Annotated in this window: 20 protein-coding genes; 18 read left to right on the top strand and 2 right to left on the bottom strand. The window is 74.7% G+C overall.

The features are described 5' to 3' along the window. Positions 1 to 12 precede the first annotated feature (12 nt). Positions 13 to 465 (bottom strand): D-aminoacyl-tRNA deacylase, encoded by a 453-nt coding sequence (gene dtd, locus NJC10_RS01665; protein ID WP_319074218.1) that lies wholly within the window; start codon positions 463 to 465, stop codon positions 13 to 15. On the opposite strand from dtd, the gene NJC10_RS01670 reads away from it, so the two are divergent. Then, positions 464 to 1,810, top strand: coding sequence for an MFS transporter (locus NJC10_RS01670; RefSeq protein WP_319074219.1), 1,347 nt, complete (start codon positions 464 to 466; stop codon positions 1,808 to 1,810). The genes dtd and NJC10_RS01670 overlap by 2 nt on opposite strands. Positions 1,811 to 1,946: 136 nt before the next feature. Here the strand turns inward: NJC10_RS01670 and NJC10_RS01675 are convergent, their stop codons facing one another. Beyond that, positions 1,947 to 3,692, bottom strand: a complete 1,746-nt coding sequence (locus NJC10_RS01675) for a choice-of-anchor I family protein (RefSeq protein ID WP_319074220.1) — start codon at positions 3,690 to 3,692, stop codon at positions 1,947 to 1,949. 129 nt (positions 3,693 to 3,821) lie between these two features. Between NJC10_RS01675 and NJC10_RS01680 the strand changes: the two genes are divergently transcribed. From NJC10_RS01680 to carA, 17 genes are all read left to right on the top strand, one after another. Further along, entirely contained in the window at positions 3,822 to 5,288 is a 1,467-nt protein-coding gene (locus tag NJC10_RS01680) for a replication-associated recombination protein A (RefSeq protein ID WP_248115614.1), read from the top strand. A 252-nt stretch (positions 5,289 to 5,540) separates the two neighbouring features. Further along, entirely contained in the window at positions 5,541 to 6,191 is a 651-nt protein-coding gene (gene rpsD / locus NJC10_RS01685) for a 30S ribosomal protein S4 (RefSeq protein ID WP_319074221.1), read from the top strand. A 158-nt stretch (positions 6,192 to 6,349) separates the two neighbouring features. After that, on the top strand, positions 6,350 to 6,763 hold the full coding sequence (locus NJC10_RS01690; RefSeq protein ID WP_319074222.1) for a hypothetical protein: 414 nt from the start codon (positions 6,350 to 6,352) through the stop codon (positions 6,761 to 6,763). After that, positions 6,760 to 9,471: an alanine--tRNA ligase gene (alaS, locus tag NJC10_RS01695; RefSeq protein ID WP_319074223.1), complete on the top strand. Its 2,712-nt coding sequence runs from the start codon at positions 6,760 to 6,762 to the stop codon at positions 9,469 to 9,471. The genes NJC10_RS01690 and alaS overlap by 4 nt, the downstream gene beginning before the upstream one ends. Continuing rightward, positions 9,468 to 9,968 (top strand): Holliday junction resolvase RuvX, encoded by a 501-nt coding sequence (ruvX, locus tag NJC10_RS01700; RefSeq protein ID WP_248115610.1) that lies wholly within the window; start codon positions 9,468 to 9,470, stop codon positions 9,966 to 9,968. The genes alaS and ruvX overlap by 4 nt, the downstream gene beginning before the upstream one ends. Beyond that, complete coding sequence (locus tag NJC10_RS01705; protein ID WP_319074224.1) at positions 9,965 to 11,329, top strand: endolytic transglycosylase MltG; 1,365 nt, start codon at positions 9,965 to 9,967, stop codon at positions 11,327 to 11,329. The genes ruvX and NJC10_RS01705 overlap by 4 nt, the downstream gene beginning before the upstream one ends. After that, on the top strand, positions 11,326 to 12,270 hold the full coding sequence (locus NJC10_RS01710; protein WP_319074226.1) for a shikimate dehydrogenase: 945 nt from the start codon (positions 11,326 to 11,328) through the stop codon (positions 12,268 to 12,270). The genes NJC10_RS01705 and NJC10_RS01710 overlap by 4 nt, the downstream gene beginning before the upstream one ends. A gap of 81 nt (positions 12,271 to 12,351) precedes the next feature. Further along, entirely contained in the window at positions 12,352 to 13,587 is a 1,236-nt protein-coding gene (gene aroC, locus NJC10_RS01715) for a chorismate synthase (RefSeq protein ID WP_319074227.1), read from the top strand. 76 nt (positions 13,588 to 13,663) lie between these two features. Then, on the top strand, positions 13,664 to 14,236 hold the full coding sequence (locus NJC10_RS01720) for a shikimate kinase (protein WP_248115606.1): 573 nt from the start codon (positions 13,664 to 13,666) through the stop codon (positions 14,234 to 14,236). Between the two features lie 17 nt (positions 14,237 to 14,253). Next, complete coding sequence (aroB, locus tag NJC10_RS01725; protein ID WP_319074229.1) at positions 14,254 to 15,429, top strand: 3-dehydroquinate synthase; 1,176 nt, start codon at positions 14,254 to 14,256, stop codon at positions 15,427 to 15,429. Between the two features lie 123 nt (positions 15,430 to 15,552). Then, entirely contained in the window at positions 15,553 to 16,116 is a 564-nt protein-coding gene (efp, locus tag NJC10_RS01730) for an elongation factor P (protein ID WP_248115604.1), read from the top strand. Then, positions 16,109 to 16,558 (top strand): transcription antitermination factor NusB, encoded by a 450-nt coding sequence (gene nusB, locus NJC10_RS01735; RefSeq protein WP_248115603.1) that lies wholly within the window; start codon positions 16,109 to 16,111, stop codon positions 16,556 to 16,558. Before efp ends, nusB begins: the two co-directional genes overlap by 8 nt. Positions 16,559 to 16,729: 171 nt before the next feature. Further along, positions 16,730 to 17,347, top strand: a complete 618-nt coding sequence (gene pyrR, locus NJC10_RS01740; RefSeq protein ID WP_319074232.1) for a bifunctional pyr operon transcriptional regulator/uracil phosphoribosyltransferase PyrR — start codon at positions 16,730 to 16,732, stop codon at positions 17,345 to 17,347. Between the two features lie 3 nt (positions 17,348 to 17,350). Next, entirely contained in the window at positions 17,351 to 18,373 is a 1,023-nt protein-coding gene (locus NJC10_RS01745; RefSeq protein WP_248115601.1) for an aspartate carbamoyltransferase catalytic subunit, read from the top strand. Continuing rightward, positions 18,370 to 19,752 (top strand): dihydroorotase, encoded by a 1,383-nt coding sequence (locus NJC10_RS01750; protein ID WP_319074234.1) that lies wholly within the window; start codon positions 18,370 to 18,372, stop codon positions 19,750 to 19,752. Before NJC10_RS01745 ends, NJC10_RS01750 begins: the two co-directional genes overlap by 4 nt. Beyond that, positions 19,749 to 20,393 carry a hypothetical protein gene (locus NJC10_RS01755; RefSeq protein WP_248115599.1) on the top strand — a complete coding sequence of 215 codons (645 nt, stop codon included), beginning with the start codon at positions 19,749 to 19,751 and terminating at the stop codon, positions 20,391 to 20,393. The genes NJC10_RS01750 and NJC10_RS01755 overlap by 4 nt, the downstream gene beginning before the upstream one ends. Then, positions 20,390 to 21,616 carry a glutamine-hydrolyzing carbamoyl-phosphate synthase small subunit gene (gene carA / locus NJC10_RS01760; RefSeq protein ID WP_298711088.1) on the top strand — a complete coding sequence of 409 codons (1,227 nt, stop codon included), beginning with the start codon at positions 20,390 to 20,392 and terminating at the stop codon, positions 21,614 to 21,616. Before NJC10_RS01755 ends, carA begins: the two co-directional genes overlap by 4 nt.

The following is a 21,616-nucleotide window of genomic DNA, read 5'->3' on the forward strand; positions in this document are numbered from 1 at the left end:
CCGTCCCGCCCCTCAGCCCCGGCGCGGGGCCGCCAGGTCGTCCGTGTCCACGAGCAGCGTGAACGGCCCGGCGTTGGTCAGGGACACGTCCATCTCCGCGCCGAAGACGCCGCGCTCCGCGCGCACGCCCTCCGCCTCGAGCTCCGCCATGAACCGCTCGTACAGCGGCTCGGCGGCCTCGCCCTTCGCCGCGCGCGTCCAGGACGGCCGGCGCCCCTTGCGCACGTCCCCGTAGAGCGTGAACTGGCTGATCGCCAGGACGGGCGCGTCGGCGTCGGTCACGGAGCGCTCCCCGTCGAGCATCCGCAGGCCGGCGACCTTGCGGGCCGTCTGCACCGCCTCGGCCTCGGTGTCGTCCACGGACACCCCGAGCAGGACCACGAGGCCCTCGCCCTCGAAGGCGCCGACCACCTCGCCCCCGACGCTCACGGACGCGGACCGGGCTCGCTGACATACTGCACGCATGGCCCCATCGTCCCATCCGGCGGTCCCGCCCGCCGCCCACGACGACGGGCCCGCCCGCCGCTCCGCATGCCGCCTCGTGGCGGCCAACGCCCTCGACGCCGCCGGGCGCTCGGCCACCGACGTCGCCCTGGACGTGATCGCCGTCCTCGCCCTGGGTGTGGGCGCCGCCGAGATGGGCGTTCTCATGACGCTGTCCGGCCTGGGCTTCCTCTTCCTGGGCGTGCCGCTGGGCATCCTCGTGGACCGGCACCTCAGTCCGCGGCTGCTGGCCGGTGCCGGGCTGGCCAAGGGGGCGCTGCTGGGCACGCTCGTCGCCGCCTGGGCCCTGGACGCCCTGACCTTCGCCCACCTGGCCGCCGTGATGGCCGGGCTCGGTGTGCTCACGGTGCTCGCCGAGACCACGCAGACCACGCTGGTGCCGCGCGTGACGGGCCCCGACGGCGTCGCCCTCCTAAGCGCGCGCCTCGAGTCCGCGGACGCGGCCCTGGGCGTCGCCGTCCCCGCGGCGGCGGGCCTGGCCGTGGGTGCGCTCGGCGCGGGGCCGGTGGCGGGGCTGGCGGCCGCGCTGCTGGCGGCGGCGGGGCTGACCGCGGCCACGGTCCGGATGGCGCCGGTGGCGGCCGCCGAGACGGTGGACGGGGACGAGGACGGGGTGAACGTGCCGCAGGCCGAGCCCGACGCCCCCGCGGCCGCCGCCACCCTGGGTGTGTGGCGGCGCTTCCTCGCCGAGGCCGCCGAGGGCTGGACCACGCTGCGGCGCACGCCGGTGCTGTGGGCGCTCACACTGGCGTCGACGGTCGGGAACGTCGGGATGGCGCTGTTCGCGCCCGTGGAGGCGGTGTGGATCCTCACGGACCTGCGGCTGGGCCCGGAGTTCCTCGGCTTCCAGCTCACCGCCGGCGCGGTCGGGGCGCTGGCGGCGTCGGCGGCCGTGGGGCGCGCGCTCGACCGTCTGGGGGAGCGGACGGTGCTCGTCGTCGGCTCGGCGGGGTGCGTCGTCGCCGTCGGACTGCTGATGGGGGCCCTGGTGGACCGGGCGCACGCCCCGGCCTGGCTGCTCGCCGGCAACGTCGCGTGGGGGTTCTTCATCGTGCTCGGCAACGTCACCCAGGGGGCGGTGTTCGCCCGCGCGTGCTCGCCTGGGGCGCTCGGCCGGGTCACGGCCATGCGCCGCACCCTCAGCCGCGGGTCCGTGCCGCCGGCCACGCTGCTGGGCGGGATCGCGGGCTCGGCCCTCGGGGTCGGCTGGGTGCTGGGGGCGTGGCTGGCCCTGGCCGTGGCCGGGTTGGGGATGGTCCTGCTGGCGGTCCGGCACCTGCGCGGGGCCGCGGACGGGCCCCGCTGAGTCGGCCTCCCGCCCCGGGGACGTCGCCGCCCCCGAGAACGCGGGTCGACTTCTCGGAGATGCCCGGGCTGGACACCTCCGAGAAGTCGACCCGCGTGCACCGGGTGAGGGTGCGGCGGGCGAGGGGCGCGGCGGGTCAGCGGGCCCGGGTCGGCTTCACCTCGTACACGGTGGTGGAGCCGGAGACCTCGTTGGCCACGATCAGCAGCGCCACGCCCGAGGGGGACTCGTGCGCGGGCACGAAGGTCAGGCCCTCGGCGCCCATGTCGCCCAGGCCGGCCTCGGCGTCGTCGCCCTCGGCGTCCCAGTTGCGCTCGTTGACGTAGTCCACGTAGGTGGCCTGCGTCGGGTCCGTGATGTCGAAGACCATCACGCCGCCGATGCGCTCCAGGCCCACGAACGCGTAGGTGCGGCCCTGGATCTGGCCCACGACGACGGACTCGGGCTCGACGCCCTTGTCGTCGGAGCGGGAGTCGAACGAGGGGGTCTCGTCGTTGTTCGCGTTGAACGCCCACTCGGGCAGCTCGCCGGCCTCGATGAGCGCGGCGATCTGCTCCTCGATCATGCCGGCGGAGTCGAAGAGACGCTCGCCGTCCGCGGTGTAGATGGAGAAGGAGCGGCCGCCGAAGGCGTGCAGCTGGGAGTAGCACTCGCGCTCGGCGTCGTAGCCGAGGTCCGTGATGACGTTGAGGCGGCCCAGGGCGCCCTTCTTCTGCAGGGCCTTCGCGTCCGGGTACTCGGCCTTGCACAGCTCGAGGTCCTTCACCCGCTCGGCGTCCACGAAGTCGCCCCACTCGCGGGAGTCGCCCTCGTTGGCGGAGACCACGAGGTCCTGGCTGCGCCAGCGGTAGGAGTCGATGCCGTCGGGCATCGGCACGCCCATCACGGGCCAGTTCCGCAGGGAGATCGCGTCGTCGTCGTTGGAGACGTCGAGGACGCCGTCCTGGGACCAGTCGGTGAGCTGGAGGGCCCAGAAGTCCTCGATGGACGCGGACTTCAGGTCGATCGCGACGATCGCATTGGCCTCCTGGATGGAGACGTAGGCGGTGCGGCCGGTGTCGCCGATGGTGACGTACTCGGGCTCGAGGTTGCGGGCCACGTAGCCGGCCTCCTCCTGGCCCTCCGGAACCTGCACGTCCGGGCCGAACACGCGGACGCCCTCGGGCAGCGCGGCGCCCTCGTCGTAGGCGCGAAAGTCCACGGTGCGCACGTCGTCCTGGGACAGGCGGGAGAACTGCTGGACGTTCTTCGGCACGGAGATCACGGAGATCGTGCCCTCCGGGTCCACGGAGAAGTCGTCGGCGGGCTCGCCCTCGTTGGCGACCACGGCGTACTCGCCGTTCGGGGAGAAGGCGATGGAGTCCGGCAGGGCGCCCGCGCGGACGCCGCCGAGGTACTCCAGGGTCTCGGTGTCGAAGAACACGACCCAGCCGAGGCCGGTCTTGTCCGTGGCCTCCACGGCCACGGCCATCACGCCGCCGGACACGGCCACGGAGTTCACCGTGGCACCCTCGTCCGTGATGGAGCCGTCGGCGGTGGCCAGGCCCTCGGCGGAGAGGGCGGTCTCCGCGGTCGGGGCGCCGTCGGCGCCGACGCGCAGCACGTCGATCGCGCCCTTCTCCGCGTTGACCACGAACAGGCGGCCGGTGGTGGGGTCGAAGGCCGGGATCTCGGCGGCGGACTCGCCGAACACACCGGTCTCGTGCGTGCCGGCGGGGGTCAGCTCGACGGACCTGCCGGCCGCGTCGCCGGACGCGACGGCCGCGGAGCGCCCGTGGGCCTTCGCGTGGGCGGGCGGGGCGGCGGCGGTCATCGGGGCGACGACGGCGGCGGACAGGGCGACGACGGAGGTCGCCGCGGCGAGGCGGTGCAGGGTGCGCATGGGGATCCTGTGCTGGGGTGCGGGGGTACCCCTGAGATCTATGCCATGCGGGTGAACCGCGGGTGACCCCGCGCTGACGCCCACCTCTCCACGGGGTGACCGGCACGGGGGAGGCCTACGCTGGAGGGGATGGACGACCTCTTCTCCGCCGCGCTCACCCCCGACGACGACCCCGGCCCCGCCGGGACGGTCGCCGGGACGCACCCGTCCGCGCCGCTGGCGGTGCGCATGCGGCCACGCTCCCTCGACGAGGTCCTGGGCCAGCGTCACCTGCTCCACGCCGGCTCGCCGCTGCGCAAGCTCGCCCAGCCGGACCCCGCCTCGCAGGCCGCGGGCCCGAGCTCGGTGATCCTGTACGGGCCGCCCGGGATCGGGAAGACGACGCTCGCGCACGTGATCGCGCGCGGCGAGGGGCGCACCTTCACGGAGCTCTCCGCCATCACCGCGGGCGTGAAGGACGTGCGCCAGGTGATGGAGCAGGCCCTGCGCGAGCGCGACCTCTACGGCCGCACCACCGTCCTGTTCCTGGACGAGATCCACCGGTTCACGAAGGCGCAGCAGGACGCGCTGCTGCCCGGTGTGGAGAACCGCTGGGTCGTGCTCGTGGCCGCCACCACGGAGAACCCGAGCTTCTCGGTGATCGCGCCGCTGCTCTCGCGGTCGCTCCTGCTGACGCTGCGGCCGCTCACCGCGGAGGACATCGTGGGGCTCGTGGACCGCGCGGTGGCGGACGAGCGCGGGCTCAACGGCGCGGTCGCCCTCACGGACGAGGCCCGGGAGTACATCGTGCGCATGGCCGCCGGCGACGCCCGACGGGCCCTCACGGTGCTGGAGGCGGCTGCCGGCGTCGGACTGGACCGGGCGCGCGACGACCGCCCCGCGGCCGAGGGGGCGGATCCCGCGGAGGCGGACGGCGACCCGTCCACCGGGGGAGAGGGCGCCGAGGCCGGGACGCCCGTGACCGTGACCGCGGAGGACGCCGCGCAGGCGATGGACCACGCGGTCCAGCGCTATGACAAGGACGGCGACCAGCACTACGACGTGATCTCCGCGTTCATCAAGTCGATCCGCGGCTCGGACGTGGACGCGGCGCTGCACTACCTCGCGCGGATGCTCGAGGCGGGGGAGGACCCGCGGTTCATCGCCCGGCGGCTCGTGATCTCTGCCTCCGAGGACGTCGGGATGGCCGACCCCACCGCGCTGCAGACCGCCGTGGCCGCCGCCCAGGCGGTGCAGCTGATCGGCATGCCGGAGGGGCGGATCATCCTCGCGCAGGCCGTGACGCACCTGGCCACGGCGCCGAAGTCGAACGCCTCCTACACGGCGATCAACGAGGCGATCGCGGACGTGCGCGCGGGCCACGGCGGGCTCGTTCCGCCGCCGCTGCGGGACGCCCACTACGCCGGCGCGGCGGACCTCGGCCACGGGAAGGGGTACGTGTACAGCCACGACGAGCCGCACGCCGTCGCCCGCCAGCAGTACCCGCCGGACCCGCTCGTGGGCAAGGACTACTACCGGCCCAAGCCCATCGGCCATGAGAAGCGGCTCGTGGACCAGGTGGCGGCCCTGCGGCGCATCGTCCGCGGGCAGGACTGAGCCCACGGCTCTGGTAGGGTTGACCGGTCTGGCAGGCGCTGCGCCGCAGACTGATCCCCCCGCGCCGATCGGCGGGCACCCCGTGTGCCTGCGCTCCGGCGCGGACCGCGCAGCGCATCAGTGGATGACGGGCGGCGGCACGCCCCTCAGCTCTCCGGAGGATCACGCGGAGGCCAGGTTCCACGCCCTCACCGTCGCCCGCGCCCGCGCGGGTGCTTGACGGGGCGCGGAGACAAACCCGAACCGTGTCGCATGTCAAGGAAAGAAGGAACCACCATGAGTGGCAACCTGCGCACCCGCCGCACCGTGCGGCACTCCCGCGCTCTGGGCATCGCCCTGACCCCCAAGGCCGAGAAGTACATGGAGCGCCGTCCGTACGGCCCCGGTCAGCACGGCCGCGCCCGCAAGAAGCAGGACTCCGACTACGCGGTGCGCCTGAAGGAGAAGCAGCGTCTGCGCGCGCAGTACAACATCCGCGAGGCCCAGATGCGCCGCTACTTCGAGGAGGCCAAGCGCACCGCCGGCCTGACCGGTGAGAACCTGGTCGAGCTCCTCGAGATGCGCCTCGACGCCCTCGTGCTGCGCTCCGGCTTCGCCCGCACCATCCAGGCCGCCCGCCAGCTCGTCGTGCACCGCCACATCATGGTGGACGGCAAGCGCGTCGACATCCCCTCCTTCCGCGTGAAGCCGGGCCAGATGATCCACGTGCACGAGCGCTCCGAGAAGATGGTCCCCTTCCAGCTGGCCGCCGCCGGCGCCCACCAGCAGGTCCTGCCCACCACCCCGGGCTACCTGACCGTGGAGATCGAGAAGCTCCAGGCCACCCTCTCCCGTCGCCCCAAGCGCTCCGAGGTCCCCGTGACCTGCGAGGAGCAGCTCGTGGTCGAGTACTACGCGCGCTGATCCCTCTCCTCCGGGACCCGTCCCGGACGACGACGCCGCGCGCGTCCCGCAGGCCCGGTCACCTCGTCGAGGTGCCGGGCCTGCGACGTCCCCGGCTCCGTCCGCGCGTCCCGGTAGGGTGAACCCGGTATCCGCACGCTCCCGAAGGAGGGCCAGCCATGCTCCGCTCGCTGCTGCTGTTGACCGCCGGCTCCGCCGCGGGGTGGTACGCCCACCGCGCGTTCGGCCCGCTCGTCGAGCCCGACGCCGCCCGCCCCTCCGCCGCGCACGGCGCCCCCGACCTGGGGCGCCGCTTCGCCCAGCGCGCCGGGATCGACCCGGACACGATCGCCCAGGACCTCGGCCAGGCGGCCGGCGACGCCGCGGCCACGGCCCTCGCCGAGGGCGTGAACCGCTTCACCGAGCGCCTCAAGACGGACGCCCCGCCGTGGGTCTCCGCCCTCGCCACGCGCGCCACCGTCATCGCGGGGGAGACGCTGGACACGCCGTCGTCGTCCGCGCCGCCCGCACGTGCGCCCCGCACCACCGCCTCCCCGTCCACCACCACCATCTCGAAGGACCCCACCGCATGAAGTCGCAGGAGATCGCACGCCGCTGGACGGCCTACTTCGAGCAGCAGGGCCACCGCCCGGTGCCCTCGGCCTCGCTGGTGTCCCCGGACCCGTCGCTGCTCTTCACCGTGGCCGGCATGGTGCCCTTCATCCCCTACTTCCTGGGCGAGCAGACCCCGCCGGCGCCGCGCGCCGTGTCCGTGCAGAAGTGCATCCGCACCGCGGACATCGAGGAGGTCGGCAAGACCGTCCGCCACGGCACGTTCTTCCAGATGTGCGGCAACTTCTCCTTCGGCGACTACTTCAAGGAGAAGGCCATCCCCCTGGCCTGGGAGCTCCTGACCTTCTCCGTGGACGAGGGCGGCTTCGGCCTGGACCCGGACCGGCTGTGGGTCACGGTGTACGAGGAGGACGACGAGGCCGCCCGCATCTGGCGCGAGGAGGTCGGTGTCCCCGCCGAGCGCATCCAGCGCATGGGCAAGGACGACAACTACTGGAACACGGGCCAGCCCGGCCCCGGCGGCCCGTGCTCCGAGATCTTCTACGACCGCGGCCCCGCGTACGGCGCCGAGGGCGGCCCGGCGGCGGACGACACCCGCTACATCGAGATCTGGAACCTCGTGTTCATGCAGTACCGGCTCTCCGCGGTGCGCTCGAAGGACGACTTCGACGTGGCCGGCGAGCTGCAGAACAAGAACATCGACACCGGCCTCGGCCTCGAGCGCCTCGCGATGATCCTCCAGGGCGTGGAGAACATGTACGAGACGGACCAGGTCCGCCCCGTGCTGGACCGCGCCGCGCAGCTGGCCGGCCGGGACTACACCTCCACCGAGGATCCCGCAGACCCGCACTACGAGGACGACGTGCGCCTGCGCATGGTGGCCGACCACGTGCGCTCCTCCCTCATGCTGATCGGCGACGGCGTTCGCCCGGGCAATGAGGGCCGCGGCTACGTGCTGCGCCGCCTCATCCGCCGCGTGGTCCGCGCCCTGCGCCTGATGGGCGTCACCGAGCCCGTGTTCCCCGAGCTGCTGCCCGTCTCCCGCGATGCCATGAAGGGCGTCTACCCGGTGGTGGCGGACGAGTTCGACCGCATCTCCCGCATCGCCTACGCCGAGGAGAAGGCGTTCCTGCGCACCATCGCCGCGGGCACCGCGCGCCTGGACGCCGCCGTCGGCGACGCGAAGACGGGCGGGACGGGCATCGGGGGCGCGGACGCCTTCGAGCTGCACGACACCTACGGCTTCCCGATCGAGCTGACCCTCGAGATCGCCGAGGAGGCCGGCGTCGCCGTCGACGAGGCGGGCTTCCGCACCCTGATGACCGAGCAGCGCGACCGCGCCCGCGCGGACGCCAAGGCCAAGAAGTCCGGCCACACGGACACCGCCGTGTACCAGCGCCTGCGCTCCGAGGGCCAGACCCACTTCACGGGCTACACCGAGCACACCACCGAGTCCGTGATCCGCGGGCTGCTCTCCGACGGGGCCGAGGTCCCCTCGGCGGCAGCGGGCACCGAGCTCGAGCTGGTCCTGGACGCCACCCCGTTCTACGCCGAGTCCGGCGGCCAGGCGGCCGACACCGGCCTCATCACCGGCGACGGCTTCCGCCTCGAGGTCCTCGACGTCCAGGCGCCCGTCAAGGGCCTCTCGGTGCACAGGGTCAGGGTGCTCGAGGGCGAGGTGCCCGTGGGCGCCGAGGCGCTCGGCCAGATCGACCTGCAGCGCCGCCTCGACGGCGAGAAGGCGCACTCGGGCACGCACCTCGTGCACGCCGCCCTGCACCAGGTCCTGGGCCCCGACGCCACGCAGTCCGGCTCCTTCAACAAGGAGGGCTACCTGCGCTTCGACTTCCGCTGGGCGGAGTCCGTCTCGGCGGGCGCACGCTCGGAGATCGAGGACGTCGTCAACATCGCCATCCGGGACGACCACCAGGTCCTCACCCAGGAGATGGGCATCGAGGAGGCCCGCGCGCTCGGCGCCATGAGCCTCTTCGGCGAGAAGTACGGGGACCGCGTGCGCGTCGTCGAGATCGACGGCGCCTGGTCCCGCGAGCTGTGCGGCGGCACCCACGTGGGCCGCACCGCGCAGATCGGCTCCCTGACCCTGCTCGGCGAGCAGTCGGTCGGCTCGGGCAACCGCCGCGTCGAGGCGCTCGTGGGCCTGGACTCCTTCCGCCACCTGGCCACCGAGCGCACCCTCGTCTCGGACCTCTCGGAGATGTTCAAGGCCCCGGCCGACCAGCTCAAGGACCGCATCTCCGCCACGATGGACCGCCTCAAGGCGGCCGAGAAGCAGATCGCCGACCTCCAGGCGAAGCAGCTGCAGGCGCAGGCGGGCCAGCTCGCCGCGGGCGCGCAGGACGTCACGACGACGGCCGGCACGGCGGTGCGGGTCCTCACCCACCACGCCGGCGAGGTGGCGGGCGACCAGCTGCGCACCCTCGTGCTCGACCTGCGCTCGCGCATCGAGTCCGCCGGCGGCAACGCGGCCGGCACCCCCGTGCTCGTGGCGCTCACCGGTGAGGCGAAGGGACGCCCGCTCGTCGTCGTCGCCACCAACGAGGCCGCCCGCGCGGCGGGCCTCAAGGCCGGCGCCATGGTCAAGACCGCCACGCGCGTGCTCGGCGGCGGGGGCGGCGGCAAGGACGACGTGGCCCAGGGTGGCGGTCAGGACGCCTCCGCCGTGGCCGCGGCCCTCGACGCCGTGCGGGCGGCGGTGGCCGCGGCGTGAGCTCGTGGGAGGTGCGCCGCGGGCGCGCGATCGGGGTGGACGTCGGCCGCGCGCGCGTCGGCGTCGCCTCGTCCGACCCGGACGGCCTCCTCGCCACCCCCGTGGCCACGCTGCGGCGGGACGCGAGGCACGGCCGTGACCTCGGCGAGCTCGTGCGCCACGTGGACGAGCACGAGGCCGTGGTGGTGTACGTGGGGCTGCCGGTCAACCTGCGCGGGGAGCACACGCCGTCCACGCAGGACGCCCTCGACTACGCGGCGCGTCTCGAGCGCGCCCTCGGCGCCGCGGGCCGTCCGGTCCCCGTCCACCTCGTGGACGAGCGCCTCTCCACGGTCACAGCCCAGGCGGGCCTGCGCAGCGCCGGCCGCACCGTGAAGGACAGCCGGTCGGTGATCGACCAGGCGGCGGCCGTCGCCATCCTGCAGGCGGCCATCGACGAGCAGCGCCGCACGGGCGCCTGGGCCGGGCAGCCGGCCACGACGGAGGAGACGCCGTGAACGAGACACGCCGGGGCTACGACCACGACCCGGAGGACGACGACCTCGACGTGTTCGGCTTCGTGGAGCACGAGGACCTCACCGCGGACCTCTCGGACGTCGAGGAGCCCGGCGAGCCGGAGCCCGCGCCCGCCCCGCCGCCGGTCCGCGGGGGCGCCCTCGCGGGCACGCTGGGACGGTTGCGCGCCGGACGCTCCCCGCGCCGGGCTGGAGCCGTGGATCGCGGGCGGGGGTCGCGCGCCGCGGGCCCGTCCGTCGTCCGCGGCACCGCACGGCGCCCCGTCGTGACCGGCTCGGCCCGCGCGGCCGGCACGGGACGGGGGGACCGGCGGCGCCGCGGCCGGGTGGTCCTGCTCGCCGTGGCGGCGGCCCTCGTGGTCGTGGCCGCACTGGCGCTGCGCTCCATGCTCGCCGGGGCGGACCACGCCGAGGCCTCGGGCGAGGAGGTCACGTTCACCGTCCGCCCGGGGGAGTCCCTGCAGTCCGTGGCGGAGCGCCTGGACGAGAAGGGCATCGTCGGCTCGGCCTCGGCGCTGCGGCGCGAGGCCGAGGAGTCGGGCGAACGGCCCATCGGTGCCGGCGACTTCGTGCTGCGCGAGCGCATGCCCGCCGCCGACGCCCTCGCCGTGCTGCAGGGCCGGGACCAGGGCGCCGTGCACTACGTGCTCGTCAACCGCGGCCAGTGGCTCACGGAGACGCTGGACGCCCTCGTGGAGTCCACGGGCCACTCCCGCGAGGAGTTCGACGCCGCGGCCAGCGATCCGCAGCGGTACGGCGTCCCCGAGGGGGCCGACTCGCTCGAGGGGTGGCTCGACCCGGGGGAGTACCGGATCTCCGTGGACTCGACCCCGGAGCAGATTCTGGACAGGCTCGTGCGCCCGCGCCTCGAGTTCCTCGACGAGCAGGGGGTGAGCGACGCCGACGAGCGGATGCGCGTGGTCACCCTGGCCTCCCTCCTCGAGGCCGAGGCCCTGCCACGGGACTACGCGCGGGTCGCGGGCATCATCGAGAACCGGCTCGCGCCGGACAACACGGAGACCCACGGCCTGCTGCAGATCGACTCGGCCGTCAACTACGGGCTTGAGGCGCGCAGCCTCCAGTTCACCAAGGCCCAGCGCGCCGACGAGTCCAACCCCTACAACACCTACCAGCACCGGGGCCTGCCGCCGGGGCCGATCGGCATGCCCTCCGACGCCGCGGTGGAGGCCGCCGTGGACCCCGAGCCGTCCGAGGACTACTACTGGGTGACCACCGACATCGCCACGGGGCACACCGAGTTCTCGAAGACGTACGAGGAGCACCGCGCCCACCAGCGCGAGTTCCAGAAGTACTGCGCCTCCAACCCGGACGTGTGCGGGTGAGCGCCGCCCCGGCGCCCCCGGGGGTCCGCCTGCGCGCCGGCGTGATGGGCCGCCCGATCGCGCACTCGCTCTCCCCGACGCTGCACGGGGCCGCCTACGCGGCCCTCGGCCTGCCCGTGGTCTACGACCGCCACGACCTCGGCCCGGACGAGCTGCCCGCCTTCGTGCGGGACCGCCTCGGGAGGGCCTCCGGGGCGACGGGATCCGGCGCCGCCGACCCCGGGGAGGACTGGCTGGGCGTCTCCGTCACCATGCCGCTCAAGGCCGCGGTGGTCTCCGAGGCCGACGTCCTGACGGACCGGGTGCGCCTGCTGGGCGTGGCGAACACGCTCGTGCGCGACCACCCGGACCATCCGGGCGCCCTGCTGGCCCACAACACGGACGTCGACGGCGTGGTCGGTGCCCTGCGCACCGCAGGGCTGGACCCCGCCGCCCGCGGCGGTGCCATGGGTGTGCTCGGCAACGGCGGCACCGCGGCCGCCGCGGTGCTGGCCGCGTGGCAGCTCGGCGCCGACGCCGTCGCGTTCGGCGTGCGGGAGCCGTCCCGCGCCGCGGACGTCGCAGACCTCGCGGCCGGGCTCGGGCTCCGGGTGGAGGTCATGGCACAGGCCGAGCTCCTGGCCCTGGCCCCGGACCTGCGCGCGCTCGTCGCCACCCTGCCGCCCCGCGCCGCCGACCCCCTCGCCCCGTGCCTCCCCGAGGGCGGGGCGCTGCCGCCCCTGCTGGATGCCGCGTACGACCCGTGGCCCTCCGCCCTCGCCCACGCGTGGTCCGGCCACGGAGGGGCGGTCGTGTCCGGCGTCGCGATGCTGCTGCACCAGGGCGTGGAGCAGGTGCGCCTCTTCACCGCTCGGCCCCGCCGGGAGGCCGGTGCGCCGGAGCCGGACTGGGCCGCGGTGACGGCCGCGGCCGCCCGGGCACTCGGCGTGGCCGGGGCCTGACCCGCCGCCGGCACGGCCCGCGGGCGACGCCGCCGGTCACATCCGGCGGCGGCGCCCCGCCTGCGTGAGAGGATCGTCGGCATGGTGCGCTGGTTGACAGCGGGAGAGTCTCACGGCCCCGCCCTGACAGGAATCCTCGAAGGTCTCCCCGCCGGGATCCCGGTGACGACGGAGGCGATCGCGGACGCGCTCGCGCGCCGTCGCCTCGGCTACGGCCGCGGCGCGCGGATGTCGTTCGAGCAGGACGCCGTCACCGTGCTCGGCGGCGTGCGGCACGGCCTGACGCTGGGCTCGCCCGTGGCGATCCAGGTGGCCAACACCGAGTGGCCCAAGTGGGAGAAGGTGATGGCGGCCGATCCCGTGCCGGCCGAGGAGCTCGCGGGGCTCGCGCGCAACGCGAAGCTGACCCGCCCGCGTCCCGGCCACGCCGACCTCACCGGCATGCAGAAGTACGGCTTCGACGACGCCCGCCCCCTGCTGGAGCGCGCCTCGGCCCGCGAGACCGCCGCGCGCGTGGCCCTCGGCACCGTGGCCCGCTCGTTCCTCGCCGAGCTCGGCGTGCGGATCGTCTCGCACACCGTCGCGTTCGGAGCGGCCACCCTGCCCGCGGACCACGCCTTCCCCGTGCCCGAGGACGAGGCCCGGCTCGACGCCGACCCCGTCCGCTGCCTCGACCCGGAGACCTCGGCCGCGATGGTGGCCGAGGTGGACGCGGCGCACAAGGAGGGGGAGACCCTCGGCGGCGTCGTGGAGGTCCTGGCCTACGGCGTGCCGATCGGCCTCGGCTCGCACGTGCACGGGGACCGCCGGCTCGACGCGCGTCTGGCCGGCGCCCTCATGGGCATCCAGGCCATCAAGGGCGTCCAGGTGGGCGACGGCTTCGCCACCGCCTCCCGCCGCGGCTCGGCGGCCCATGACGGGATCGCCCGCGGCGACGGGGGCCGATTGCGTCGCACGAGCGACCGCGCGGGCGGCATCGAGGCCGGCATGTCCACGGGCGAGGTGCTGCGCGTGAGCGCGGCGATGAAGCCCATCGCCACCGTCCCGCGCGCGCTGCCGACCGTGGACGTGGCCACCGGCGCCGAGACCACGGCGCACCACCAGCGCTCGGACGTCGCGGCGGTGCCCGCCGCGGGCATCGTCGCCGAGGCCATGGTCGCGCTCGTGCTGGCCGATGCCGTGATGGAGAAGTTCGGCGGCGACTCGCTCGGGGAGACCCGGCGCAACCTGGAGGCCTTCACGGCCGCGCTCCCCGCGCTGCCCGAGCCTGCGGGGGACGCCCCCGCCGACGGCCCCATGGGCGACCCCCTGCCGTGAGGCCCGCGCCGTGACGGCCGCCTGCCCGGCGTCCCACCCCGTCCCGGGGCCCTGCACGGCTCGGCCGTGGGACGCGATGGCCGGCGCCCTCGAGGCGCGGCTCGCCGCGTCGGCGAGGGCGGGGGAGGACGCCGGCACGCGGCGCGGCCTCGTGCTCGTGGGGCCCATGGGCGCGGGGAAGACCACCGTCGGGCGCGCCCTGGCCGAGGCCACGGGGCTGGCGTTCGTGGACTCCGACGACCTCCTCGTGCAGGTCCACGGACCCATCCCCGCCTTCTTCGCCGAGCACGGCGAGCGGGCGTTCCGGGCCGAGGAGGCACGGGTGATCGAGCACGTCCTGAGCCGCGCCGTGCCGTGCGTCCTGGCCAGCGGCGGCGGCGCCGTGCTCTCGCCCGGGACGCGGTCGCTGCTCTCCCGCCCCGAGGTCGCGGTCGTGTACCTGCGCGTGACGGAGGCCGAGGCGCTGCGCCGGCTCGACAGCGGTGCCGGGCGCCCCGTGCTCGCGGGGGACCCGGCCGGCACGTGGAGCCGGATCCTCGCGGAGCGCGATCCCCTCTACCACGAGGTCGCCGACCTCGTGGTGGACACCACGTCAGATCCGGCCCGCGAGCTCGCCTGGCGTATCGTGGAGGGGATCTGCCCCCGCTGAAGGAATGAGACCCACCCATGACCGAGCGACATCCGGACCCGTCCGAGCTCGATCCCGTCGGTGAGCCGGGAGCCGACGCGCCCGGCGCCGACCGCCCCGAGGACGCCACCGTCATCCCGGTGGGCGGCGGCCACGAGAACGCCGCCCAGGGCGGCTACGACGTCGTCGTGGGCCGTGGCCTGCTCGCTCGCCTGCCCGACATCCTGGGCCCCGGCGTGCAGCGGGTGCTGGTGGTCCACCCCCGCGCCCTGCGGGCGACGGGCGACGTCGTGAAGACGGACCTCGAGGCCAGCGGCCTCACGGCCCTGACCGCGGAGATCCCGGACGCCGAGGAGGGCAAGCACCTCCAGGTGGCGGGCTTCTGCTGGCAGGTCCTGGGCCAGAACGACTTCACCCGCTCGGACGCGATCGTCTCCGTGGGCGGCGGCGCCGTCTCCGACCTGGCGGGCTTCGTGGCCGCGACGTGGCTGCGCGGCGTGCGCGTGGTGCACATGCCCACCACCCTGCTGGGCATGGTGGACGCCGCCGTGGGCGGCAAGACCGGCATCAACACCGCCGAGGGCAAGAACCTCGTGGGCGCGTTCCACTCGCCCGCCGGCGTGCTGGCGGACCTCGACACCCTCCTGACGCTGCCGGCCAACGAGCTCATCTCGGGCCTGGCGGAGGTGGTCAAGTGCGGGTTCATCGCGGACCCGGCGATCCTCGAGCTGATCGAGGAGGACCCGGCCCAGGCGCAGAACCCCCATTCGCCGCGCCTGCGGGAGCTGATCGAGCGCGCCATCCGGGTCAAGGCCGAGGTGGTCTCCCGGGACCTGCGCGAGTCCGGTCCGCGGGAGGCCCTCAACTACGGGCACACCATGGGCCACGCGATCGAGCACGCCGAGCGCTACCAGTGGCGTCACGGCGCAGCCGTGTCCGTCGGCCTCGTGTTCGCGGCCGAGCTGGCCCGCTCCCTGGGCCGGCTGGACGACGCCACCGCGGACCGCCACTGGGCCGTGCTGCAGTCCCTGGGCCTGCCGGTGTCCTACCGCGGCGACCGCTGGCAGACCCTCCTCGAGGGCATCCGCCGGGACAAGAAGAACCGCGGGGACCAGCTGCGCTTCGTCCTGCTCGAAGGGCTGGCCAGCCCCGTGACGGTGGACGTCCCGGACGCCTCGCTGCTCTTCGCGGCGTACCAGGAGATCGCGGAGTGAGGCGGCCCCGCCCCTCCTGCAGGACGGGCCGGGGGCGTGCACTGCGTAGACTGGCACGCGCAATCAACGACTGAGAAGACCGGCGGGCCGCTGCGCGCCCGCCCCAGGCACCGGGAGACCTTCGTGGCAACGACCAATGACATCAAGAACGGCTCCGTCCTGAAGCTGGAGGGCCAGCTCTGGAACGTCATCGAGTTCCAGCACGTGAAGCCCGGCAAGGGCGGGGCGTTCGTGCGCACCAAGATGCGCAACATCACCAGCGGCAAGGTCGTGGACAAGACCTTCAACGCGGGCACCAAGGTGGAGTTCGCCATCGTGGACCGCTCGGACTACCAGTACCTGTACCAGGACGGCGCGGACTACGTGTTCATGGACACGAAGACCTACGACCAGATCACGGTCCCGGCCGCCGTGGTGGGCGACGCCGCGAAGTACATGCTCGAGAACACCCAGGTGGTCATCGCCCTCAACGAGGGCACCCCGCTGTACCTCGAGATGCCGGCGTCCGTGGTCCTGGAGATCACCTACACCGAGCCGGGCCTGCAGGGCGACCGCTCCTCCGCGGGCACCAAGCCCGCCACCGTGGAGACCGGTGCCGAGATCCAGGTCCCGCTGTTCGTGGAGCAGGGCACCCGCGTCAAGGTGGACACCCGCAACGGCGACTACCTGGGCCGCGTCAATGACTGATGCCGCCTCCGCCCCCGGCGCCAAGCGGGGGACCACGGCGCGCAGCCGCTCCCGGCAGCGGGCGGTGGAGATCCTCTTCGAGGCCGAGCAGCGCGGGACCACCGTGCTCCAGGGCATCGAGACCCGGCGCTCCCAGACCGACCTGCAGGTGAACGCCTACACGCAGCTGCTCGTCGAGGGCGTCATCGCCGACCAGGAGCGCCTGGACGAGGCCCTGACCTCGTACTCCCGCGGCTGGAGCCTGGACCGCATGCCCGCCGTGGACCGCGCGATCCTGCGCGTGGGCGCGTGGGAGCTGCTGTTCCAGGACGACGTGCCGGACGCCGTCGCCGTGTCCGAGGCCGTGGCCCTGGCCGCGCAGCTCTCCACGGACGACTCCCCGGAGTTCGTCAACGGCCTCCTCGGCCGTCTCCAGCAGGTGAAGCCGACGCTGCTCGCCTGAGCGGGACGCGGATCACACCCGACGCGAGGCCCGCGCGGGACGTCATCGGGCGTCCCGCGCAGGCCCCACTGGTAGAGTCGGACTCGCCCGCGGACGGTGCCCCCGACCGTCGGACACACCCCTTTCGCATCCTTTAACGACCGTCCTGTGAGGCGGGGAAGGAGGCGCCGGATGGGACGAGCTCCCACCGCACCTCGTGCTGCCCGGACCGTGCTGACCGCGGCCGAGATCGACCGGGCCCTGACCCGGATCGCCCATGAGATCCTCGAGTCCAACAAGGGCGCGGACTCCCTCGTGCTGATGGGGATCCCGCGCCGCGGCGTCCCGCTGGCGCACCGCCTGGGCACCGTGCTGCACCGCATCGACCCGGGCTTCGACCCCGAGGCCTGCGTCGGCGAGGTGGACGTCACCCTGTACCGGGACGACCTGCGCCGCAGCGCAGCCCGCACCCCGGCCCCCACGCGCCTGCCCGCCCACCCCCTCGACGACGCCGTCGTCGTGCTCGTGGACGACGTCCTCTTCTCCGGGCGCACCGTCCGCGCCGCGCTCGACGCGATCGCCGACCTGGGCCGCCCCGCCGCCGTCCGGCTCGCCGTCCTCGTGGACCGCGGGCACCGCGAGCTGCCGATCCGGGCAGACTTCGTGGGAAAGAACCTTCCGACCTCCACCGCCGAGCGCGTGCAGGTCCGCCTCACGGAGGTGGACGGCCCCGCGGGCACCGGGGAGGTCGTCGAAGACACCGTGAGCATCGCCGACGCCCCGTCCGCGCCCGCCGGCAAGGAGGCCTGAGCCGTGCGCCACCTGCTCTCCACCGCCGACCTCAGCCGCGCAGACGCCCTCGCCGTGCTGGACACCGCCGAGGAGATGGCGGCCGTCAACGAGCGCGAGGTCAAGAAGCTGCCCGCCCTGCGCGGCCGCACCGTGGTGAACCTCTTCTTCGAGGACTCCACCCGGACGCGCATCTCCTTCGAGGCGGCCGCCAAGCGCCTCTCGGCGGACGTGATCAACTTCTCCGCGAAGGGCTCCTCCGTCTCCAAGGGCGAGTCCCTCAAGGACACCGTCCAGACGCTCGAGGCGATCGGCGCGGACGCGATCGTCATGCGCCACTGGTCCTCCGGCGCGGCCCGTCAGCTGGCCGACTCCGGCTGGGTCGGCTCGGCCGTGGTGAACGCCGGCGACGGCACCCACGAGCACCCCACGCAGGCGCTGCTGGACGCCTTCACGCTGCGCCGCCACCTGGCCGCCGAGACCGGCGCGGCGCCCACGGGCACCGACCTGGCCGGCATGCACGTGGTGATCGTGGGGGACATCCTGCACTCCCGCGTGGCCCGCTCCAACGTCTGGCTCCTGACGACGCTGGGGGCGGAGGTCACCCTCGCCGCGCCGCCCACCCTCCTGCCCGTCGGCGTGGACGCGTGGCCGTGCCGCGTCACCTACTCGCTGGACGAGGCCCTCGCCGCCGCCCCCGACGCCGTCATGATGCTGCGCGTGCAGGCCGAGCGCATGGGCGGCGCGTTCTTCCCGTCCGCGGGGGAGTACACCCGTTCGTGGGGCCTGACCGCGGACCGGTTCGCGCGGCTCTCCGCCCAGCGCGGCGGCCGCCTCGCGCAGCCGCTCGTGATGCACCCGGGGCCGATGAACCGGGGCCTCGAGATCTGCCCCGCGGCGGCCGACTCGCCCCGCAACACGGCCCTCGAGCAGGTGGCCAACGGCGTGTCCGTGCGCATGGCCGTCCTGCACCTGGTCCTCAACCACGACGATCCCGGCCGGCCCTCCGCCGCGCCCGCCCAGCCCCTCCAGGAGGTCCGCCCGTGAGCGCTCCCGTCACCCGCCCCGCCCCCGTGCTGCTGCGCGGCGCCGCCCTCGCCTCCGGGGAGAGCGCCGACGTCCTCGTGGCGGACGGCCTGGTCGCCGCCGTCGGCCCGGACGTGTCCGCCCACCCGGCCGCCGGCGCCGCCGAGGTGCTCGACTGCACCGGCCTGATCGTCCTGCCCGGGCTCGTGGACCTCCACACCCACCTGCGTCAGCCCGGCAAGGAGGACGCGGAGACCGTGGAGACCGGCACCCGCGCCGCCGCGATGGGCGGCTTCACCTCCGTGCACGCCATGGCCAACTCGACCCCCACCGCGGACACCGCGGGCGTCGTCGAGCAGGTCTGGCGCCTGGGCCGCGACGCCGGCTGGTGCGACGTGCACCCCGTGGGCGCCGTGACCGTGGGCCTGGCCGGCGAGGCCCTCGCCGACCTCGGCGCGATGGCCGACTCCCAGGCCCGCGTGCGGATGTTCTCCGACGACGGCATGTGCGTGCACGACGCCGTGCTCATGCGCCGCGCGCTCGAGTACGTGAAGTCCTTCGGCGGGTTCGTGGCCCAGCACGCCCAGGAGCCCAAGCTCACCGCCGGCGCCCAGATGAACGAGTCCGAGCTCTCCGGGATCCTCGGCCTGCCCGGCTGGCCCGCCGTGGCCGAGGAGGCGATCATCGCCCGCGACGTGCTGCTCGCCCAGCACGTGGACTCCCGCCTGCACGTCTGCCACGTCTCCACCGAGGGCTCCGTGCGCCTCATCCGCTGGGCCAAGGAGCAGGGCGTGCGTGTCACCGCGGAGGTCACCCCGCACCACCTCCTCCTCACCGAGGAGCTCGTGCGCTCGTACGACCCTGTGTACAAGGTGAACCCGCCGCTGCGCCGCGAGGCCGACGTCATGGCGCTGCGCGAGGCCCTGGCCGACGGCACGATCGACACCGTCGGCACCGACCACGCCCCGCACACGCCCGAGACGAAGCAGTGCGAGTGGACGGTCGCCGCGATGGGCATGACGGGCCTGGAGACCGCCCTGCCCGTGGTGCAGCAGGCCATGGTGGAGACGGGGCTGCTCGACTGGGCCGGCGTGGCCCGCGTGCTCTCCGTGAACCCGGCCCGCATCGCGGGCCTCACCGACCAGGGCCAGGCCGAGGACGACGGCGCCCCGCGCGTCGGCGCGGTCGCGAACCTGGTGGTGTGGGACCCCTCGGTGCGCCGCACCGTGGACCCCGAGGCCCACCTGACGCGCTCGCGCAACAGCCCGTACCGCGGCATGGAGCTGCCGGGCGCCACCGTGCACACCCTCTACCGCGGGCACCGCGTGGTCGCCGACGGCGCCCCCGCCACGCCCTACCGCCATCCCGCGGCCGCCGAGACCGGCGAGGCGAGCCGGTGACCGGGCCGCGCTTCGACGCCCTCGCGCGCCTGGAGGGTGTGCTCGCCGCGCGTCCCGTTCCCCCGACGGCCCCGGGGAAGGACTACAGCGGCGTGTGGCTGCCCATCGTCGTGGCGACGCTCCTGACGATCGCCGTGATCCTCGCGCTGCTGGCATGGGGGTGGCGCTCCCGGCGCCGCGCCCAGTCCGGCATCCCCGCTCCGGCCGCCGCCCCCGCCGCGCTGTACGAGCAGGAGCCGGCCCTCGCCGTCGAGGGGATGTACGTGGGCACGGTGCGGGAGGAGAGCCGCCTGGACCGCGTGGCCGTGCACGGCCTCGGCCTGCGCTCGAGGGCCCGCCTCGAGGTGCACGCCGCCGGCGCCCACCCCGGCCTGCTGGTCCTGCGCCCCGGGATGGATGCCCTGTTCGTGCCGGCCTCCGATCTCACCGCCGTCGGGCACTCCGCCGGGATCGCCGGCAAGTTCACCGAGCCGGGCGGGCTCGCCGCGTGGGGCTGGCGCCTCGGCGACGTCGCGCTCACCTCGGCCTTCCGCCCGCAGCGCACCGAGGACCGCCACCGCGTCGTCGACGCGCTCCAGACCATCATCGACCGCGCCCGGACCGCCACCGCGGACCCCGCAGGACAGGAGAACCCCCGATGAGCACCCCGACCCCCGGCACCGCCGCCGGCACCGACGACCGCGCCCTCCTCGTCCTCGAGGACGGCTCCGTGCACCGGGGCCGGGCCTACGGCGCGCGCGGCACCACCCTCGGCGAGGCCGTCTTCACCACCGGCATGACCGGCTACCAGGAGACCCTGACCGACCCCTCCTACGCCCGCCAGATCGTGGTCCAGACCGCTCCGCACATCGGCAACACCGGCGTCAACGACGAGGACCGCGAGTCCCGCGCCATGTGGGTGGCCGGCTACGTGGTGCGCGACGCCGCCCGCCGCCCCTCCAACTGGCGTGCCGAGCGCTCCCTCGACGAGGAGCTCACGGCGCAGGGGATCGTCGGCATCCAGGGCGTGGACACCCGGGCGATCACGCGCCTGCTACGCAGTTCGGGCGCCATGCGCGCCGGCATCTTCTCCGGTGCGGACGCGCAGCGCCCCGAGGCGGAGCTGCTCGCCGAGGTCCGCGCTGCCCCGGCCATGGAGGGCGCGCGCCTCGCCGAGACGGTCACGGCGGAGTCCGGCTACGTCGTCGAGCCCGCCGACCACGGCTGGGAGGGGGAGCCGATCGCCACGGTCGCCGCCCTCGACCTCGGCATCAAGGCCGCCACCCCTCGCCACCTGGCCGCTCGCGGCATCCGCGTGCACGTGCTGCCCGCCACCGCCGGCTTCGCCGAGATCCAGGCGGTCGAGCCGGACGGCGTGTTCCTCTCCAACGGTCCCGGCGACCCCGCCACCGCCGACGCGCAGGTGGAGACCCTGCGCCGGGTGCTGGACGCGGAGCTGCCCTACTTCGGCATCTGCTTCGGCAACCAGATCTTCGGCCGCGCCCTGGGCTTCGGCACCTACAAGCTGCCGTTCGGCCACCGCGGCCCCAACCAGCCCGTCATGGACAAGGCCACCGGCCGCGTGGAGATCACCTCGCAGAACCACGGCTTCGCCGTCGACGCGCCCATCGGCGAGGTCGTTCAGGCCCCCGAGGCCCGCTACGGCCGTGTCGAGGTCTCCCACTGGTCCCTCAACGACGACGTCGTGGAGGGGCTGCGCCTCGTCGACCGGCCCGCGTTCTCCGTGCAGTTCCATCCCGAGGCCGCCGCGGGTCCGCACGACTCGCTGGGCCTGTTCGACCGCTTCGCCGCCATGCTCGCCGAGCGCCGCTCCGCCGGCGCGCCGGCCGCGGCCACCCCGTCCGCCACCCCCGAAGGAGCCTGA

Source organism: Micrococcus sp. M4NT (assembly GCF_033790745.1).
In the GTDB taxonomy this organism is placed as follows: Bacteria; Actinomycetota; Actinomycetes; order Actinomycetales; family Micrococcaceae; genus Micrococcus.

Bases quoted from the DNA above. Each gene is read 5' to 3' on its own strand.
- dtd (WP_319074218.1), bottom strand. From the start codon at position 465: ATGCGTGCAGTATGTCAGCGAGCCCGGTCCGCGTCCGTGAGCGTCGGG.
- NJC10_RS01720 (WP_248115606.1), top strand. From the start codon at position 13,664: ATGGCCGGCGCCCTCGAGGCGCGGCTCGCCGCGTCGGCGAGGGCGGGG.
- NJC10_RS01690 (WP_319074222.1), top strand. From the start codon at position 6,350: ATGCTCCGCTCGCTGCTGCTGTTGACCGCCGGCTCCGCCGCGGGGTGG.
- NJC10_RS01670 (WP_319074219.1), top strand. From the start codon at position 464: ATGGCCCCATCGTCCCATCCGGCGGTCCCGCCCGCCGCCCACGACGAC.
- rpsD (WP_319074221.1), top strand. From the start codon at position 5,541: ATGTCAAGGAAAGAAGGAACCACCATGAGTGGCAACCTGCGCACCCGC.
- aroC (WP_319074227.1), top strand. From the start codon at position 12,352: ATGGTGCGCTGGTTGACAGCGGGAGAGTCTCACGGCCCCGCCCTGACA.
- nusB (WP_248115603.1), top strand. From the start codon at position 16,109: ATGACTGATGCCGCCTCCGCCCCCGGCGCCAAGCGGGGGACCACGGCG.
- carA (WP_298711088.1), top strand. From the start codon at position 20,390: ATGAGCACCCCGACCCCCGGCACCGCCGCCGGCACCGACGACCGCGCC.
- alaS (WP_319074223.1), top strand. From the start codon at position 6,760: ATGAAGTCGCAGGAGATCGCACGCCGCTGGACGGCCTACTTCGAGCAG.
- NJC10_RS01680 (WP_248115614.1), top strand. From the start codon at position 3,822: ATGGACGACCTCTTCTCCGCCGCGCTCACCCCCGACGACGACCCCGGC.
- aroB (WP_319074229.1), top strand. From the start codon at position 14,254: ATGACCGAGCGACATCCGGACCCGTCCGAGCTCGATCCCGTCGGTGAG.
- pyrR (WP_319074232.1), top strand. From the start codon at position 16,730: ATGGGACGAGCTCCCACCGCACCTCGTGCTGCCCGGACCGTGCTGACC.
- NJC10_RS01675 (WP_319074220.1), bottom strand. From the start codon at position 3,692: ATGCGCACCCTGCACCGCCTCGCCGCGGCGACCTCCGTCGTCGCCCTG.